The organism is Bradyrhizobium sp., assembly GCF_016219575.1.
GTDB lineage: Bacteria > Pseudomonadota > Alphaproteobacteria > Rhizobiales > Xanthobacteraceae > Bradyrhizobium.
Window position 1 is genome coordinate 1,155,873 of the sequence record NZ_JACRMG010000009.1, and the last position, 19,445, is coordinate 1,175,317.

A 19,445-nucleotide genomic window follows, 5' to 3' on the forward strand; every position below is an offset into this window, starting at 1 on the left:
ACGAGCCCATGATCGCAGCGACGTCCGCTTTAGGTCGACGAGCCGACGTCGGTGATGCCAGAGATCAGGTCAGCTAAGGGCCACAAGGCGACATGAAATGATTGCGACGACAGGCTGGGACGTTGAGGTCCTCGACGCCTAGAACCCCTCCGCCTGCGACGCGCTCGTTTCGATATGGAATCGTGGGCGCCCGGAATCGGTCGCGGCCGGGGGCAATGGGTCCTTCCACAGAGCTGTCCTGTTATTGCAATGGATTGCCCGCCGTTACCCTGCACGACACGCTCGATGCTTGCAGCGAGGTGAGCTGACGGACTTCCCCGTTGACTCGCCGATAGATGGCCTTGCCTCCCTCGCTCCCAAACCTTACCGATCCTTCGCAAGTCGAGAAGGCCGGGTCAAAACGGATGGTCATCTGCCCCGCGCCGGATGCATAAGCAACGTGAGCGACAAGCTCGTTCCCGCGGAATGACATCCCCCGCGCCTCGCCTGCTTTATTGGTCGCTGCATCCGGAGCGTTTTCGGAAACGGTGGTGCCGCCTGGCTGTCCCGAGACGGTGCCGCGTTCGAAAAGCCGTCCGGTACTGCTGACATAGATCGTACGACTAACCTTCGAACTTCCGCTGCGAGGGCCTCGCGGAGTTTCCATCGTCGCTGTCACGCTGTACTGGATCTCAATTCCCTTGCCGTAGAGCTGACGAGGGGCTGCGCTTGCGCCTGTCATACTCAAAAGAACTACCATGATTACGGCAATGAATACTGGCAAGGGCTTCCTCCTGCTGACACACGACCACGATAGCATTCACGGTCGCAAGCTCAACTTTCTTGTTCCCTCGGCGCCAATGCGAAGGGCCTTGGGCAATGTCAGCTTCGGGTCTTGGCCGTGTAAAAACAGTCCGACGGGAGGCCGGCTCTGAGAGCCAGGAGCCACCCCTTGTGCCGCTGTCAATGTCCCCGGCGACTGCAACGCCAGAGCAGCCCTGTGACTGCAGCCTTCGGAACGGCGCGTTTGCAAAGCAAGTCAAGTTGGTTTGACGTGGTCTCGTCCCGCCGGCATGCTGACGGCCGACCGTAGCGGAGACATAGCCCCGTCAGGGGGTGTGCGAATGTCCGCTCAGGGTCAACAGCGGTCCTCCTCGGCCCGGAAGTGCGACTTCCGCACTACGCCCGAAACCGGACACCAGGAAGGTCACGGCATGCTGAAAGCGTAGGGCCACACCCGGACGATGCCCGCATGCTGCACCCTCAACGCAATCGGCCTGGTGCTGCCCTCAGTCAGCGGCACCAACGCGCCATCGGCACCGTGACGACTCCTCGATGGCGTTGGCGAGGATGCGCTCGCCTTCGCCGCTCGCTTCGCCTGCCACAGCGGCGGGTCAAAGCACGTGATCGCGCTTTGGATTGTTGCTTGAGCATGATCTTTCGGAAAACCGCTTCACACTTTGCGCTAACGAGGCACTTCGGGTCCGGATCATGCTCAAATAGAAACGGCGCCCGAGGGGCGCCGCTTCCGTCAGATTTGCATCGCCTTGCCGCTCAGTGCGCGGTCAGGCCGCCGGAGGCTTCGTCGCCGCCGTCGGGCTTGACGGCGACCTTGGTGTCCTCTTCCCAGACGATCGGCGCGGGCACGCGGACCAGCGCCTTGGCAACCACCTCGTCGAGGCGCGCGACCGGGATGATCTCGAGGCCGCCCTTGATCGCATCGGAAATCTCCGTGAGATCCTTGGCATTGTCCTCGGGGATCAGCACCGTCTTGATGCCGCCGCGGGCAGCCGCCAGCAGCTTCTCCTTGAGGCCGCCGATCGGCAGCACGCGGCCGCGCAGCGTGATCTCGCCGGTCATCGCGACATCGTGGCGGACCGGAATGCCGGTCATGACCGAGATGATCGCGGTGGCCATGGCGACGCCGGCCGACGGGCCGTCCTTCGGGGTCGCCCCCTCGGGCACGTGGACGTGGATGTCGCGCCGGTCGAACATCGGCGGCTCGATGCCATAGGTGATCGCCCGGGAGCGGACAAAGGATGCCGCCGCCGAGATCGATTCCTTCATGACGTCGCGCAGGTTGCCGGTGACCGTCATCTTGCCCTTGCCGGGCATCATGACGCCTTCGATCGTCAGCAGCTCGCCGCCGACATCGGTCCAGGCCAGGCCCGTGACGATGCCGACCTGGTCGTCGGTTTCGATCTCGCCATAGCGGTACTTCGGCACGCCGAGGAACTCTTCCAGAGTCTTCCCGGTCACCTTCACCGACTTCTTCTTGGAGATCATCAGCTCCTTCACCGCCTTGCGGGCGAGTGTGGAGAGCTCACGCTCCAGGTTACGCACGCCCGCCTCGCGGGTGTAGCGGCGGATCATCAGCAGCAGCGCGTCGTCGTCGATCGAGAACTCCTTCGAGTCCAGACCGTGCTTGGAGACGGCGTTCGGGATCAGGTGCTTGCGCGCGATCTCGACCTTCTCGTTCTCGGTGTAGCCGGCGATGCGGATGATCTCCATGCGGTCCATCAGCGGGCCCGGAATATTCAGCGTATTCGCGGTCGTGATGAACATGACGTTGGAGAGATCATAGTCGACCTCGAGATAGTGGTCGTTGAAGGTCGAGTTCTGCTCGGGGTCCAGCACCTCGAGCAGCGCCGAGGACGGATCGCCGCGGAAATCGGCGCCCATCTTGTCGATCTCGTCCAGCAGGAACAGCGGGTTCGAGGTCTTGGCCTTGCGCATCGACTGGATGACCTTGCCGGGCATCGAGCCGATATAGGTGCGGCGGTGACCGCGGATCTCGGCCTCGTCGCGCACGCCGCCGAGCGAGACGCGCACGAACTCGCGCCCCGTCGCCTTCGCGATCGACTTGCCGAGCGAGGTTTTGCCGACGCCGGGAGGCCCGACCAGGCACAGGATCGGTCCGGTCAGCTTGTTGGCGCGCGTCTGCACCGCGAGATACTCGACGATGCGGTCCTTGACCTTCTCGAGCCCATAGTGATCGGCGTCCAGAACGGACTGCGCCTGCTCCAGATCCTTCTTGACCTTGGACTTCTTGTTCCACGGGATCGACAGCAGCCAGTCGAGATAGTTGCGCACCACGGTCGCTTCCGCGGACATCGGCGACATCTGGCGCAGCTTCTTCAGCTCATGCTGTGCCTTCTCGCGCGCTTCCTTCGACAGCTTGGTCTTGGCGATCTTCTCCTCGAGATCGGCGAGCTCGTCCCGGCCCTCGTCGTCGCCGAGTTCCTTCTGGATCGCCTTCATCTGCTCATTGAGGTAATACTCGCGCTGGGTCTTCTCCATCTGGCGCTTGACGCGCGAGCGGATGCGCTTCTCGACCTGCAGCACCGAGATCTCGCTCTCCATCAGCCCGAGCACCTTCTCGAGGCGCTGGGTGACCGACAGCGTCTCCAGGATACCCTGGCGATCGGCGATCTTCACTGCGAGGTGCGAGGCGACGGTGTCGCCCAGCTTGCCGAAATCGGTGATCGACTGCACCACGCCGACGACTTCGGCGGAGATCTTCTTGTTGAGCTTCACATAGCTCTCGAAATCGGACACCACCGAGCGGGCCAGCGCTTCCGCCTCGACGGACTCGGCGTCGGTGTCGGCGAGCGCGACCGCAGTCGCCTCGTAGTATTCGGAGCGGTCGGTGTATTTCTCGACGCGGGCGCGCGCGAGCCCTTCGACCAGCACCTTCACGGTACCATCGGGAAGCTTCAGCAGCTGCAACACGCTGGCAAGCGTTCCGGTCTCGTAAATCGCATCAGGCGCCGGATCGTCGTCGGACGCATTCTTCTGCGTCGCGAGCATCACCAGCGCATCGTTCTTCATCACCTCTTCGAGCGCGCGGATCGATTTTTCGCGGCCGACGAAGAGCGGGACGATGTTGTGCGGGAAAACGACGATGTCGCGCAGCGGCAGCACGGGATAGGCGTGCGTTTCGCCGGGGACGATAGTTGGCCGGGGTTTGGAGGTCGTCATGGCCTTACTTCCTTTTGTTGTGCCCCCTTGCACGCAGTCCGCCGTCAGCGCAACCGCCACAAGGTGCCGGATTGCCGGTGCATTTGATCCCTAGAGAACCTCATGTCCGGGTCGTAGTAGATGACGAATCTCAAGGTATGAGCTTCGCCACCGTTAACATTAGGTGGCTATCGGGTACGGGGGTGTCAAGTCACTGAAAAAAGCCCGCAAATCGGGCCTAACGCGCAGCAACGCTTACGCTGTTACCGGCTGCGGGAAGCGCCCGCAGCACCCGGTTTTGAGGCTGGAAGAGGCTTTCAGCGGCGCCGCGATCAGGCGCTCTGCGAGCTTTCCACCGCGCGGTCGGAACGGTCCGCGTAGATGTAGAGCGGACGCGCGGTTCCCTCGACCACTTCGCGCGAGATGACGACTTCCTCGACGCCTTCCAGGCCCGGGAGGTCGAACATGGTCTCGAGCAAGATGCTCTCCAGGATCGAACGCAGGCCCCGCGCGCCGGTCTTGCGCTCGATCGCCTTGCGGGCGACCGCGCCAAGCGCCTCGTCGGCGAAGGTCAGGTCGATGTTCTCCATCTCGAACAGCCGCTGGTACTGCTTGACCAGCGCGTTCTTGGGATCGGTGAGGATCTTCTTCAGCGAGGCCTCGTCGAGGTCTTCCAGCGTAGCGACGACGGGCAGACGGCCGACGAATTCCGGGATCAGGCCGTACTTGAGCAGATCCTCCGGCTCGACATGGCGGAAGATTTCGCCGGTGCGACGGTCTTCCGGCGCCAGCACCTGCGCCGCAAAGCCGATCGAGGTCGAACGGCCGCGCGCGGAGATGATCTTCTCCAGGCCCGAGAACGCGCCGCCGCAGATGAACAGGATGTTCGTGGTGTCCACCTGCAGGAATTCCTGCTGCGGATGCTTGCGGCCGCCCTGCGGGGGCACCGAAGCCACCGTGCCTTCCATGATCTTCAGAAGGGCCTGCTGCACACCCTCGCCCGACACGTCGCGGGTGATCGAGGGGTTGTCGGACTTGCGGCTGATCTTGTCGATTTCGTCGATATAGACGATGCCGCGCTGCGCGCGCTCGACATTGTAGTCGGCGGCCTGCAACAGCTTCAAAATGATGTTCTCGACGTCCTCGCCGACATAGCCGGCTTCGGTCAGCGTCGTCGCATCCGCCATCGTGAAGGGCACGTCGAGGATGCGCGCCAGCGTCTGCGCCAGCAGCGTCTTGCCCGAACCGGTCGGACCGATCAGCAGGATGTTGGACTTCGCCAGCTCCACGTCGTTGTGCTTGGTCTGGTGGTTGAGCCGCTTGTAGTGGTTGTGAACGGCGACCGAGAGCACCTTCTTGGCATGGCCCTGGCCGATCACGTAATCGTCCAGCACCTTGCAGATTTCCTTCGGGGTCGGAATTCCGTCGCGCGACTTGACCAGCGAGGACTTGTTCTCCTCGCGGATGATGTCCATGCAGAGTTCGACGCATTCGTCGCAGATGAAGACCGTGGGACCTGCAATCAGTTTGCGGACTTCGTGCTGGCTCTTGCCGCAGAACGAGCAATACAGCGTGTTCTTCGAGTCGCTCGTGCCGACCTTACTCATTCCTGTCTCCGTCCGCCGTTCGAACACTTGCTCGATCGGCCCGTTCCGGCACATGCCGGGCTTCTGGGCTTAGATAGAGCAAATCCCGTACCAAAAAAGGCCTCACGCAGTACATCCCGTGCGAATCACGGTTTATTCGATTCTCCTGCGATCATAACTGATCCCATACAGCCAACCATGCTGACACCCGACTATCAAGAATTCGCTAACCGAGCCCGTTCCGGACACCGTGACAATACCGTGATTTGCACCCGGTTTTCGGGCGGTTTTGTCGAAATCGGATAAGCGTTGCGCGTTTACCACGAAAATGGGACCGAAACCGGAACTTTCCGCACATTTCAGGGACCAAGCATCCCCTTCAGGCCGGTATAGATCGATCCCGCAGCGGTCGCGACGACGCCGGCAAGCGGACCGACGGTCTGCATCAGGTCCTGGATGCGGCGCGCCCGTCTGCGCATGGTGTCTTCGCCGACATGCTGTCCCAACATGCGTGCCGCACGGTACGCCGCAGCGGACGGTTTTCCGCCTGACGCAATGGTGTTCGGCAGCAGCCACAGCACCAGAATCACGAGAATGTTGCCGGTGAGGAAGCTGAGCGCGATGCTCAACCCGTATTCCACGGTTTCCCGCCACTCGCGAAAGTTCGCCGGCAAGATCGGCGTTCCATCCACATAGGACACGACCGACAACATGCCCAACACGCTCAGCGCCGCCGTCAGCGCGCCGAGCCCGAATGCGCCGCGAAATCCGATTCTGCTGAGCGCATAAGCCGCCATGCCGAACGGCAGCGGGATGAGGAACGATGCGATCCGCAGATAGAGCAACGGCCAGTCGAACTTCATCACCACAAGGTAGTGCGCGGCAATCAGCAGCAAAGCCGGCAGCACTACGTAGATGCCGCCGTTGAGGAACAGGAACCGCACCGGGCGGTCGAACATCGCCAGCGACGTGTTGACCTGGTCGAGCCGCCGCTGCAGCCGGTCGAGCTCGGCGACGACGTCCTGGATTTCATGGATGACGGGAATGACGACCCGCAGATCGCGGCTGCAATGCTTGCAGACGGTGGCTTCGTCCTTGATGGTCTCGGCGCAGAACGGGCATTCCATCGCGGCTACGCCGGACGGGAGCGGGACAGCCGCCCGCCTTTTGTTGCAAGCCGTGCCTGTGCACGTTCCAGTTCGACCCGAAGCTTATCGCGCTTCTGCAGGAGCTCCGCCCGCTCGGCGAGTAGCGCCTCCGGCACCGCCGTATCGCGGCCGCAGTTCGCGCAGACCGGGGCCTGTTCGTCCTTTTCCGAGAGGCAGAACGGACATTGCATCAGGGCGCGATCTTGAGCATGAAGCTGGTGGTCGACACCCGCCCCTCCGAATCCTTGACGTCGACCCGCACCAGGTGATCCCCGGGCGGCAGTTGCGCATCCGGCATGTCGATGCCTGTCGGCTGCACGAACGGCTTCACGCGCGGCGTGAGATCGACGTTGGGCTGCTTCAGATAGATGACCTTCACACCGTCGACGTCGATGTTCGAGCCGCCCAGCGGCTGAAATTTGACCTGGAAGCGTATCGGCGACTTGGCCGCAGCGTCCTCCGTCACCGTGATCTTCGGGCCGCGGGTGATGCCGCGGTTTGAAGTCGCCACCGCGCCCTTCATGACGGGCAGCGCCGCCTCCTCTGCCGTGATCAGCGCCGCTGCCTGTGCCGACACCGGCAGGGCGACGGCGGTTGAAAGGAGTGCGCTCTGGAGAAATCTCGCCGATTTGCTAAACATCGAAATGCTCTCTGATCATTGCAATTATGGTTCGATTCCGTTGGAGGTCAACGACGTCCTCCGTCGCCGATGATCGTGTAGGGCGCCCAGAACAGCGGATGGGCGTAGGCGAACTCGGTTTTGCCGGATGCGTCCGTGTAGCCCGGACCTTCCTGCATCGCCATCATGGCCTGACGCAGCGCCTCGCCGCGGGCGACATTCTTGTCGGCAGACTGGCGCCTGAACAGGTCGGTGACGAGTTCGCGGGCCGACTGCGAATGCACCGACCAGTTGGTGACCAGAAGCGCCCGCGTGCCCGCATAGAAGAAGGCGCGGCCAAGTCCGGACGCCGCCTCTGCCCCCGCTCCCGATCCGGCGCCGGTGTTGCAGGCCGACAGAACCACCCAATCCGCATCGAGCTTCAGCGCCAGGATTTCCTCCATGGTCAGGAGGCCATCGCCCTCCGCGCCCGACACCGCCGGCGCCGACAGCGCCAGCGCCGGCTGGGTCAACCCGTTGAGCTCGCCCGGCACCAGGCCATGGGTGGCGAATGCCAGCACCTTGAAGCCCGAGAGATCGGTGGTTTTGACATTCCGCTCATTGGCGTCCTTGCCGAGGTGGAGCACCTTGCTGGGATCGGCCTGCAGCGCCAGCGCGATCGACTTCAATTCATCCGCGGTATCCGGCAGTCGCGGCAGCAGCGCCAGCTCGGCGCTGTCCACGCCGTCCAGCTTCGGCGAGTTGCGCCGCAGGAGCGGAACGCCGCGAGTCGTGGCAGCCAGCTGCGGACTGGCGGAGGCGTCCGCTACCTTCAGCTGCTTGATCGCCTCGTCCTGCTGCTCCGGCGAGAAGTAGGGATCACCGAAGGCGATCAGCTCGCTGCGCTCCGGCTTGCCGGGCGGCAGGCCCCGCAGGGTGCGCAGCGCCGCCGAGGACGGCACCATCGTCACCGCATGGCTGCGCGCCAGCCATGGCACCTTGCGGTAGCTGGCGAACAAGACGTCCTCATTGGTCTCGAGTTGCGCGGGCGCCGTCGGCAATAGCGACAGCGGCAACAGGCCGAGCCCGCCATTGGTCACCACGATCAGGCTCTTCGACTGCTTCCAGCCGGACTCGACCGGCTTCAGTAGCAGCGAATAGAGCTCGTGCCCGAGTTCCACATCGAACGCCGGAATGTCGGCGATCATCGCCGCATTCGGCTCCAGCGCCTCACGCAACTTGCGCACCTTGCTCTCGATATCGCCGGAGGAGGCGTCGATCGCCGCAAATGCCACCTGCCCGTCCTTCGGCACCGCCCAGACAAAGCTGCCGGAGCGGCCGAAATAGAACGACAGCATGGCTTCGCCGGAAGTGAGCGCCTCCCTGATTTGCTCCACCGTCGGCGGCTTCGGATCGATCAGCTCGGCATAGCTCGGGAAGCGCTTGGCGATGTCCTCGCGCACCTTCACGCGGTCGACGCGCAGCTTGTCGATCGAGGCCTTGGTCGCGCCGACCACGCTCTCGTCGCGCGTGTTCGAGGCGAGCGCATTGTTCAGCGCGCCGAGCTGGGCGTTGATCTGCTTGCCAAGATCCTGCTCCTTGCGCACGAGCTCCGCCAGCGCCGGGTCCTTCGCCACGCTGCGGGCGCTGGAAGCCGACAGCGCCTTCTGCACCGACCGGCCGCGGATCGCATCGGCCAGCGCAAACGCTTCGAGTGAAGCGTGCGCGTCGCCGGATTTGGCGAGCAGGCCGATATAGGCCTCCACGATCGCCTGCAGCCGCTGGCTGCGCGCCGCGCTCACCGTTTCGTCGTCATCGTCGGCGTTCTCGCGCTGCGCCGCCATCAGGATCGGGATCGCCGCCTTGAACTCCCGGATCGCTTCTGAATCCTTGCCTGCGAAGGCGTAACCAATTGCCAGCGTGCCGCGGGCGGCCGCTGTATCAAAGTGCCGCTCGCCGACGCGGCTGAGTTCGCGCTTCAACAGATCTTGCGCGGCTGAAAGTCCGGCCCCGATCTGGCCCGACGCGTAGAGGGCCGCGATCCGCGATCCGTTCAATTCCAGCACCTGTTTGCGTCCGGGCTCCCAATTGGCAATCGCCTTGTCCAGTTCCGCGTAAATTCGCGCCGCATCCGCCTGCTTGCCCTGAAAACTCAACACGCCGCCGAGCTGCGACAGGATCTGCGCACTGTACTGGCTGTCGTCACCGATCCCGACAGTACGTTGGATGTCGAGCGCCGAGCGGATCAACGTTTCTGCATCGCGATAGCGGCCCTGCTCGATCAAGATGCCGGCAAGGCCCATGACAAACTGGGGCGTCAGCGGATTGTACTTGCCCTGCGCCTTCAGGCGCGTCAGCAGCACGGCCCGCGCATCCACTTCGGCCTCGGCAAGCCGCCCCTGCTTGGCCTTCATCCGAGCGACATTCAGCAGCTGTCGATCCGCGATCAAACGGAGCTGCGATTCGGGCGCGTTGTAGTCGAGCTTCTTCAGGTCCGGGATCGCCGCGACGCGATAATCGGCCGACCTCTTGTAGGTAGCTTCCGCCTCACGATACTGGCCGCGCGCTTCGAGGATGATCGCACGTCCACTCTCGAAGTGCCCCTCCCAGCTTCGCCCTCTTTGTGCATAGGCTTGACGCTTGCCTGGGTGACCACTTGTCCGTACCTCGACGAGGTAGGCCTGCATTCGCCGCAGATACCCCTCGGCCTGCTGGATATCTCCGCTCAGGATCAGCGCCTGCATGACGTTCTCGCTGGCCGTGAATATCCAGCCACCCTGCCCCTGCAGGTTCTGCGTCTCGCGAATCATCTGCTGGAGAATCGCGATCGCTTCCTTGAGATTCCCGGTCGTCTGGTGCTGAACGGCGATAAATTGCCTGATCGTGTTGAACTGTTGGGCCTCGACGCCCTTGCGCGCCACGCTCAGGGCTTTCTCGCCATCGGCCATTGCGTCGGCACGTCCCAGCAGCCTGCGCGCCTGACCTCGGTCGTAGTAGAACTCGGCAAGGTCGGCGACCGACAATCCGGCTTCCGGTTCGGCGTCGGCTTCCTCCTTGAGTCTTGCGAGCGTCGCCGGATCCGGTTTCTCGTTGTCGAGAATCGCCGCAATGTCGGCGATCGATCGCGGCGGCGGCACGAAGCCTGCCGGCAGCGCGTTGCTGAGGTTGACCGCTTCCTTCTTGGCCTTGCCGTCATCGATCGAGACCGCCACATTGGCGCGGCCATGGGCCTTGTTCATTGCCGCCATCACGCAAGCCCTGACGGTGGGCGAAGCCTTTGCGCGACAGGCCTCGAGCGCCGGCCCGTCGCCTTTTTGTCCTCCCATGCACGCCTGCACGATCGGCCGGCCGACCGTGTTGCGGCAATTTTCCCGGGCCTCATCCACCGTCAGCGCAAGGGCGGCATTCGGCGCGGAGAGCGATGCAAACACCAGAAGGCCGGCTGCGGGTCCGAGGCCGGCCACCAGGCGCGACTTCAACGCCGAAGTTGCGGAAGCTTGACGTGTTGTGCTCATGATACCCCCCCTGCTCTTGCACGCCTATCGCCTCCCGCCGTCGCCGATAATCGTGTACGGCGCCCAGAACAGCGGATGGGCGTAGGTGAACTCGGTATTGCCCGACGCGTCAACAAAACCCTTGCCGTCCATCAGCGCTACCATCGCCTGGCGCAGCGCCTCACCCCGCGTCAGCCTGGGATCGTCGGCCTGCCGCTTGAACAGGTCGGTGATCAAATCCTTCGCGGACTGCGAATGCACCGACCAGTTGGTGACCAGCAGCGCACGCGTTCCCGCGTAGAAGAAGGCGCGGCCGAGGCCTGATGCGGCCTCCGCGCCCGCGCCGGCTCCGGCGCCGGTGTTGCACGCCGAGAGCACGACCCAATCGGCATCGAGCTTGAGCGACAGGATTTCCTCCATCGTCAGGAGCCCGTCGCCCTCGCCTCCGGACACCGATGGCGCCGACAGCGCCAGCGCCGGCTGGGTCAGACCGTCGAGTTCGCCGGGCACCAGGCCGTGGGTGGCGAAGGCAACGATCTTGAAGCCGGACAGGTCGGCCGACTTCACCGCCTTCTCGTTGGCGTCCTTGCCGAGGTTGAGCACCTTGGTCGGATCGGCCTGCAGCGCCAGCGCAATCGAACGCAGCTCGTCCGCGGTGTCGGGCAGCCGCGGCAGCATGCCGATATCGGCCTTGTCGGCATCGTCGAGCTGCGGGCTGTTGCGCCGCTTCAACGGCTTGCCGCGCATGGCGGCGGAGGTATCCGCGACCTGCACCGGCTTTTCCGGCTTGCCTGCCTCCTCGGCCTGATCCTTGTTGAACCAGGGATCGCCGAACGCGATCAGTTCCTGCCGCGTCGTCTTGCCTGCCGGCAGCTTGCGCAGGGTTTGCAGCGCGGAGACCGAAGGCACCACGGTGACCGCGTGCGTGCGGGCCAGCCACGGCACGTTGCGGTAGCTCGAGAACAGCGGATCGTCGTCCTTCTTGATCTCCGCCGGCGCCGTCGGCAGCAGCGACAGCGGCAGCAGGCCGAGCGCACCATTGGTCACGACGATCAGGTTCTTCGCCGGCTTCCAGTCGGCCTCGGTTCCCTTGAGCAGCGATCCGTAGAGTTCGGAAGCCAACCCTACATCGAACGGCGGGATGTCCGAGATCATCGCCGCCTTCGGCTCCAGCGCCTCGCGCAGCTTGGTGACCTTGGAATTGAGATCGCCGAGCGTGATCCCGAGGCGGGAGAACTTGACGGGGCCATCTCTTCTCGTAACCCACACAAAGCTGTCGAAGCGGCCGAAATAGAACGACAGCATCGCCTCGTCGTCTGCGAGTTGCTTCTGCAGGTCGGCGACCGCCGGCGGCGGCGGGTTCACGAGGTTGCCGTATTGCGGGAACTTTTGCGCGATGTTCTTGAGCGCCTGCGCGCGGGCATTCTGCAGCGAATTGATCTCTGCCTGGATCGCCTTGACGGCCTTCTCGTCGCGCTCTTCCGGCGGCAACGACAACATATTGTTCAGCGCGGCCACCGCGGCGCCGATCTTCTTTTCGCCGTCCTGCGAGGCGCGGATCAGATTGGCGAGTTCCGGATTGTCGGTCGCCGAGCGCGCCGATGAAGCCTGCAGCGCCCGCTGCACCGCCTGCCCGCGCAGCAGGTCGGCAAAGCCGAAGGTCTCCTCCGCCACGTTCGGACCCGCCAGCGCCGGATTGACCGCAAGTACGCGCAGATACCCTTCGAGAACGAACCGCGTTCGCCCCTCGCGCGCCGCCGCGGTGGCGCCGCTGTCATCGTCACCGCCCCCTGTCGGGGTCAGCAGAACGGGCAATGACTCCTTGAAGGCCTGCAGCGCTTCCGCGGGTTTGGACGCCCGCGCCAGGGCAATCGCATAAAAGCCGCGCGCCACCGCCGTAATGTGGCTCTTGTCGCCCGACCGGCTGCGTTCGCGCTCATACGTGCGCTGCGCGATCTCGAGCGCGTTGGCGGCGTCGCCCTGGGTCAACAAGACCGAGACCCGCGACAGACCGCTCGTGATCGCCTCGCGCCGCTTCGGCTCCCACTTGGCGGTCCAGACGTCGATCTGGTCGTAGAGCTTGCTGGCCTCGTCATAGCGCCGTTGCAGACTGATGATCTGCGCAAGGTAGGATTGGGCGCTGACCATGACACCGGATTCGGCGGGATAGCCGAGCCCCGTGTAGATGTCGATCACCTGGCGCTGCAACTGTTCGGCGTCCTGGTAGCGGCCCTGCTCCTGCACGACAAAGACCAGGACGCTGAGAACGCCGGCGGTATCGACGTGGTACTTGCCGGACTTGCCGAGACGGTTCAGCAGTGCGCGGCGAACGTCGGCTTCGCCCTCGCCGACACGGCCCTGCCTCACCTTGACCCGGCCCTCCAGCGCAAGCGCCCAATCGGCCGCTCGCTCGATTTCGCCTTCCGGCGGCTTGCTCTCCCATTGGGCGAGATATTTCAGCGACTCGAGATAGGACGCTGCGGCCTTCCGGTAGTTCGCTTCGGCCTCGGCGTATTGGCCGCGCGCTTCCGCCACGCGCGCGTCGCCGTCGTGGACATAGGCCTGCCAGTTCGCGCCGTAGATCGGGAAGTTCGGCCGGCGTCTGTCCTCCGCGAGCATGGTGCGATTGCGCGCGGCATAGCCCTCCGCAGCGTTGATGTCGCCGTTGCGGATCGCACCGGAGAGGAAGCCGAAATTCAGACCGTACAACCTGCCCTTGCCCTTGGTGGAGAAGGCCGCCACTTGGCTCGTGACGATCTCGTTGGCGCGCTTGTGCTGGCCGGCGTCGCGGAGCCGGCGCATGAGGAACTGCTCGTAGCGGCTGAGGACGGCGTGATAGTCGGCCCCCTTGCCGTTGCTGACGGCGAGTTCCGCATCGGCCAGCGCTTCTTCGTTGCGGCCGAGCTGCGCCCTCGCCTGCCCGCGCTTGTAATGGAAATCGGCGAGTTGAAGCCCCTTCAGATTGTCAGGCACGGCCGCATCCGCGGTCGCCCGCAATTGCTCCGTGCGCGCGGCATCGGGCTTCTGCTGATCGAGGATGGCCGTAATGTCGGAGACCGTGCGCGGCGGCGCGACCAGGCTCACCGGTGCGACCTTGGCGATATCGGCTGCGGTAGGCGCCTCCTCAGGCTTTGCAGCCGCCTTCGGCAACGATTTCTCCATCGCCGCCTGGACGCAGGCCTGCACCTTTGGCTTGGCCTTCTCGAAGCAGGCTTCGCGGCTGCCGCCGCCGCGCATGCACGCCACCACGATGGGCCTGCCGACGCTCTCGCGACAGCCTTCGATCACCTGCTTGGGATTGGCGGCCGAGGCAGGAGCCACGGCAAGCAGGAAAACAGCTACTGCGGCAATTCGTCCAGCATCCATAATGACCCCCGCGATGAAATGATCGCGCACTTCAAAGCGGGTAATTGAGGACAAAGAATCCAGCGCGGTCAAGCAGCGCGCTGGATCACATCTTGATCACATCACACAGGATGGAACCGCAGGTTCCACGTCAGGCTCGCTGACGCTTCGCCAAAGGGCAACCATGCGTTGTGTTACGCCGCTTTTGCTGAAGCGGGGTCTTCAGGGCGCTTGTCGATCACCTTGTCGACGAGACCGAACGCCTTGGCGTCATCGGCGGTGAGGAACTTGTCGCGCTCCAGCGCATCCTCGATCGCCTTGTAGGTCTGGCCGGTGTGCTTCACGTAGATCTCGTTGAGACGCTTCTTGAGATTCAGGATCTCCTGGGCGTGCAGCATGATGTCGGTGGCCTGGCCCTGGAAGCCGCCGGAGGGCTGGTGCACCATGATGCGGGAGTTCGGCAGCGAGAAGCGCATGTCCTTTTCACCGGCCGCGAGCAAGAGCGAGCCCATCGAGGCCGCCTGCCCCGTGCACAGCGTCGACACCGGCGGGCGGATGAACTGCATGGTGTCGTAGATCGCAAGGCCCGACGTCACCACGCCGCCCGGCGAGTTGATGTACATCGAGATTTCCTTCTTCGGGTTGTCGGCCTCCAGGAACAGCAGCTGGGCGACGACCAGCGTCGACATGCCGTCCTCGACCGGACCGGTCACGAAGATGATGCGCTCCTTCAGGAGGCGCGAGAAAATGTCGTAGGCGCGTTCACCGCGATTGGTCTGCTCGACCACCATCGGCACGAGGTTCATGTAGGTTTCAACGGGATCGCGCATGAGTCACCTTGAGTGATGCCAGAGAAGGACTGTTCGAAGAGATATGGCCGAAATTCCGGCCGGCAAGGCCGGGCCGCCGGCCGGATACGCGTACCAGTTCAAGCTGATTCGGAACCGAAGGCCTAGCGACGGATGCCGCCGCCGGGCCGGTTTCGCCGTTCATCCTTAACTGCCAGAGCTTCGGTTCTGATCGAATCAGAACCGAAGCCCTAGATTCTTGATTTGACGCGCTTTCTTCACGCGAACCGGTATCCACTTCGCTTGAAAACGCTGCAATCAGGCGGCAGTCTTCTCGTCTTCCTCTTCCTTGAAGAGCTCCTCGCGGCTGAGCTTCTTCTCGGTCACATTGGCGAGCTCGAGCAGGAAGTCGACAACCTTGTCCTCATAGATCGGTGCACGAAGCTGGGCGAGCGCATTGGCATTGTTGCGATAATAGTCCCAGACTTCCTTTTCGCGGCCCGGCATCGAGCGGGCGCGCTCGATCACGGCGCGGCTGACCTCGTCTTCGGTGACGGTGATCTTGTTCTTCTCGCCGATCTCCGAGAGCACGAGCCCGAGGCGGACGCGGCGGTCGGCAATCTTCTGGTACTCTTCCTTAGCCGCCTCTTCGGTGGTGTTCTCGTCGGCAAAGCTCTTGCCGCTCGATTCCATCTCGGCCTTGATCGAATTCCACATCAGATTGAATTCCTCGGCGACCAGCGACGGCGGCGCCTCGAATCTGTGGCTCTCGTCGAGGCGGTCGAGCAGCGCGCGCTTGACGCGCTGGCGGATCGCGCCGGCGAATTCGGCCTTCAGGCGGTCGCGGGCGGCTTCCTTCAGCTTGTCGAGCGATTCGAGGCCAAGCGACTTGGCGAATTCGTCGTCGATCACGGTCTCGCCCGGCGCTTCGATCGCCGTCGCCGTAGTCTCGAACTCGGCCGGCTGGCCGGCGAGCTTTTCGCTCGCATAGTTCTTGGGGAAGGACACCTTGATCGTGCGGGTCTCGCCGACGCCGATGCCGATCATCTGGTCCTCGAAGCCCGGGATGAACTGACCCGAACCGATCACGAGCTGGATGCCCTCGCCGGTGCCGCCGTCGAAGGCGACGCCGTCGATGGTGCCCTTGAAATTGATGGTGACGCGGTCGCCGCTCTCGGCCTTGGCGCCCTCGGCCCTCGCCGCAAAGGGACGGCTCTGATCGGCGATGCGCTTGATCGCGTCATCGACGTCGCCATCCAGCACGTCGACCACGGGCTTTTCGACAGTGAAGCTCTTGAAGTCGGCGAGCACGATCGGCGGCACCACCTCGATCGCAACCGTGTAGGTCAGATCGCTCTTGCCCGACAGGAGCTCTTCGACTTCCTTTGCTTCGGTCGGCATCGTCACCTTGGGCTCGGAAGCCAGGCGGAAGCCACGCTCGTTGAAAATCTTGTTGTTGGCGTCGCGGATGGTCTCGTCGATGGTCTCGGCCATGACCGAGCGGCCATAGATCTTCTTCAGATGCGCCACCGGCACCTTGCCCGGACGGAAGCCGTTGAGGCGGACCTTGTCCTTGAGATCGACGAGGCGCGCGTCCGCCTTGGCGTCGAGATCGGTCGCGGGAACGCTGACCTTGAATTCGTGCTTCAGTCCCTCGGAAAGGGTTTCAGTGACCTGCATCGTCGTCTTCTTCCGCGTTCGTCCGGCTCTTGCGAGCCGAGATTGTCAAAATGTTCGGCGCCCGGCCGTCTTGGCCTGCGCCAGTGGTTTGGCGAACCAATATCCCCGTTCGGGAAAAGAGGTCCGCCGGAAATCGTCGGGCAAACGCCTGAAAGCGCTTGGTGCGGGCGGAGGGACTCGAACCCCCACAACTTTCGTCACTGGAACCTAAATCCAGCGCGTCTACCAGTTCCGCCACGCCCGCTGATAACATCAGTGGTCCGGCCGCGATGCCGCGGGCGGCGGCTTATAGCATGCAGCCGCAGCTTCGCAGCAAAAAAATGGCCCGTCCCGGCCGCATTGGGCCAATGCGCCGCAACTGGACATTCCAGCTCAAAAATGGTCCGGATCGGGCTCATGGCAAGGCAGATTTCGCGGATGGACCGGCGCGAGCTGATGGCGGGGATCGGGGCGACCTCGCTCGGCCTGCTGCTGCCCGGCGGAAGCGTCGCGCAGGGAAGCCCAGCCGTCGCCATCAGGGCTCGCCAGGGAAGCCTGAACCTCCGTTCCGGAGGTCCGGAAACGCCGGTCTGGTTGCTCGACGCCCCGGAGCTGCGCTTTCGCCGCGGCGACAATCTGCAGCTGGAGTTCGCCAATGACCTGACGGTCCCTGCGGGTCTCGATTGGCGCGGGATCGACGGGGTTCCGGCCATCGAGCCGCTCATCGGCCGCCGGCTGCTGGCAGCGGCAGGCTGGGAAAAAGTCCGGATTCCATTGCGTCACGCCGGGACCTTCCTGTGCGACATGAGCCTGCTGGAGGTTAAGGATGCGCTGCCGGCGCGAGGCAAGCCCGTGGTGGTCGCCGAAAGCGAGCCCGTCAGCGTCGATCGCGACGAGGTGCTCCTGGTCGAGGAATGGCGGTTACGGGCAGACGGGAGGGCGGCCGTGCCGGGCACGGACGCAACCGAAACCATGGTCTCCTACACACTTAACGGGAAGCCCTCACCGGACTTTTCAGCCCGGTCCAATGAGCGCCTCCGACTTCGCTTCATCAACGGCAGCCGGCGCAGCGTCATCGCGCTGAAACTGGAATCGGTCGACGTCACGGTCATGGCGATCGACAGCCAGCCGGCCGAGCCATTCCTGGCCCGCAACGGCGCGCTGGTACTGGCTCCGGGCAGCCGGGTCGACGCCTTTGTCGACGTGACCGCCCCGCCGGGCTCGAACCTCAAGATCCTGCTTCATGAAGGCAAGCAGGCCCGGACAATCGGTTTCATCATCGTCTCGCGCGACCCGCCCGCGCGTGCGGCACCGCTGCCGCCTCCTCCTCCGTTGCCGTCCAACGGGCTGCCGGCGCGGCTTGATCTCAAGAATGCGCTCCGCGCCGATCTCGCGTTGAACGGGCCTGAGTGGATTGCAACCGCAAGCATTGCCATCTCGCTACAGCCGGCCTTCCGCGCCAAGGCCGGGCGCACCGTCGTGCTCGCCCTGACCAACCGCACCGAGGTCGCCACCGTCTTTCGTCTGCACGGCCACCATTTCCGCCTGCTCGACCGGCTTGACGACGGCTGGAAGCCGTTCTGGCTCGATACGCTGGCGATCGAGCCCGGTCAGACCCAGCGCATCGCCTTTTCCGCCGAACATGCCGGGCACTGGCTGATCGAATCCGTCGCGACCGATTGGGCGGCACCGCGCTTCGTGCGATGGTACGCGGTTGAGTAAGGAAACCAACATGAGCAAATCGACTCCCGCGATCCGCAGCGTCAGGGCACGAGCCGTGGTGGTGCCGCTCAAGCGTCCCGTGAAGAATGCGTTCGGCATATTCACCACCGGGCCGCTGGTGCTGATCGACGTCGAGACCGATCAGGGCGTCACCGGCCGCGCCTACATTTTTGCGTACGCCAACGTCACGCTGAAGCCGCTGGTGCATCTGGTCGAGGAGATCGGCCGCGAACTCGTCGGCAAGCCGATCGTGCCGTTCGAGCTGATGGCGGCGATGGACGCCAAATTCCGCCTGCTCGGCTGGCAGGGCCTGGTCGGCATGGCCGTGTGCGGCCTCGACATGGCCTATTGGGATGCGCTCGGCCAGTGCGCCGGCAAGACGGTGGCCGAACTGCTCGGCGGATCGCCGAAGCCGATTCCTGCCTATGACAGCTATGGCGCCGTCGATCCCGTCAAGGACGAGAAGGACCTGCGCCGCTCGCTCGACCAGGGTTTTCGCGGCATCAAGATCAAGGGCGGCGACGGCGATGCCGACAACGACGAGCGCGTGGTCAGCGGCGTGCGCACCCTGCTCGGCCCCGACATCGCGCTGATGATCGACTTCAACCAGTCGCTCGATCCGGCCGAGGCCACGCGCCGCATCGAGCGGCTCGCGCCGTATGACCTGCACTGGATCGAGGAGCCGGTGGCGCAGGAGAACCTGCTCGGGCATGCCAAGGTGCGCGCGACCTCGCCGACGCCGATCCAGGCCGGCGAGAACTGGTGGTTCCCGCGCGGCTTCGCCGAGGCGATCTCGGCCGGCGCAAGCGACCTCATCATGCCGGACCTGATGAAGTGCGGCGGCATCACCGGCTGGATGCGCATCGCGGGGCAAGCCGAAGCCGCATCGATTCCGCAATCGAGCCATCTCTTTGCGGAGGCGAGCGCCCATGTGCTGGCGGTAACGCCAACCGCGCACTGGCTGGAGTTTTTGGATTTTGCGGGCTCGATCCTCGCAAGGCCTGCCGAGATCGTCGACGGCACGCTCACCGCAAGCGGCCCCGGCCTCGGCCTCGAGTGGAACGAGGCGGCCGTGAAGAAGTATGTGATCGCGTAGGATGGGTGGAGCGAAGCGATACCCATCATCTCTCCGCGCCGGAGTTGATGGGTATCGCTTCGCTCAACCC

11 protein-coding genes and 1 tRNA gene are annotated in these 19,445 nt (G+C 64.1%); 2 read left to right on the plus strand and 10 right to left on the minus strand.

Annotation, left to right across the window (positions count from 1 at the left end; translation table 11 throughout):
* Positions 1–241: 241 nt before the first annotated feature.
* From HZB49_RS10605 to HZB49_RS10650, 10 genes are all read right to left on the minus strand, one after another.
* Complete coding sequence (locus HZB49_RS10605; RefSeq protein ID WP_291610859.1) at positions 242–763, minus strand: hypothetical protein; 522 nt, start codon at positions 761–763, stop codon at positions 242–244.
* Between the two features lie 770 nt (positions 764–1,533).
* On the minus strand, positions 1,534–3,960 hold the full coding sequence (gene lon / locus HZB49_RS10610) for an endopeptidase La (RefSeq protein WP_291610861.1): 2,427 nt from the start codon (positions 3,958–3,960) through the stop codon (positions 1,534–1,536).
* A 311-nt stretch (positions 3,961–4,271) separates the two neighbouring features.
* Positions 4,272–5,546 (minus strand): ATP-dependent Clp protease ATP-binding subunit ClpX, encoded by a 1,275-nt coding sequence (gene clpX, locus HZB49_RS10615; protein WP_291610863.1) that lies wholly within the window; start codon positions 5,544–5,546, stop codon positions 4,272–4,274.
* A gap of 338 nt (positions 5,547–5,884) precedes the next feature.
* A complete protein-coding gene (locus HZB49_RS10620; protein WP_291610864.1) occupies positions 5,885–6,652 on the minus strand; it encodes a hypothetical protein in 768 nt (255 codons plus the stop codon).
* A 211-nt stretch (positions 6,653–6,863) separates the two neighbouring features.
* On the minus strand, positions 6,864–7,313 hold the full coding sequence (locus tag HZB49_RS10625) for a hypothetical protein (RefSeq protein ID WP_291610866.1): 450 nt from the start codon (positions 7,311–7,313) through the stop codon (positions 6,864–6,866).
* Positions 7,314–7,360: 47 nt separating this feature from the next.
* Entirely contained in the window at positions 7,361–10,786 is a 3,426-nt protein-coding gene (locus HZB49_RS10630) for a CHAT domain-containing protein (RefSeq protein ID WP_291610867.1), read from the minus strand.
* Positions 10,787–10,810: 24 nt separating this feature from the next.
* Positions 10,811–14,131 (minus strand): CHAT domain-containing tetratricopeptide repeat protein, encoded by a 3,321-nt coding sequence (locus tag HZB49_RS10635; protein WP_291610868.1) that lies wholly within the window; start codon positions 14,129–14,131, stop codon positions 10,811–10,813.
* Positions 14,132–14,304: 173 nt separating this feature from the next.
* Entirely contained in the window at positions 14,305–14,940 is a 636-nt protein-coding gene (locus tag HZB49_RS10640) for an ATP-dependent Clp protease proteolytic subunit (RefSeq protein ID WP_291610870.1), read from the minus strand.
* Positions 14,941–15,216: 276 nt separating this feature from the next.
* Complete coding sequence (gene tig, locus HZB49_RS10645; protein ID WP_291610872.1) at positions 15,217–16,578, minus strand: trigger factor; 1,362 nt, start codon at positions 16,576–16,578, stop codon at positions 15,217–15,219.
* 159 nt (positions 16,579–16,737) lie between these two features.
* Positions 16,738–16,822: transfer RNA gene (locus tag HZB49_RS10650), tRNA-Leu, on the minus strand.
* Positions 16,823–16,974: 152 nt separating this feature from the next.
* Between HZB49_RS10650 and HZB49_RS10655 the strand changes: the two genes are divergently transcribed.
* Both HZB49_RS10655 and HZB49_RS10660 read left to right on the plus strand, forming a co-directional pair.
* On the plus strand, positions 16,975–18,279 hold the full coding sequence (locus HZB49_RS10655; protein ID WP_291610874.1) for a multicopper oxidase domain-containing protein: 1,305 nt from the start codon (positions 16,975–16,977) through the stop codon (positions 18,277–18,279).
* A 10-nt stretch (positions 18,280–18,289) separates the two neighbouring features.
* Entirely contained in the window at positions 18,290–19,375 is a 1,086-nt protein-coding gene (locus HZB49_RS10660) for an enolase C-terminal domain-like protein (RefSeq protein ID WP_291610876.1), read from the plus strand.
* The last annotated feature ends 70 nt before the right edge of the window (positions 19,376–19,445 follow it).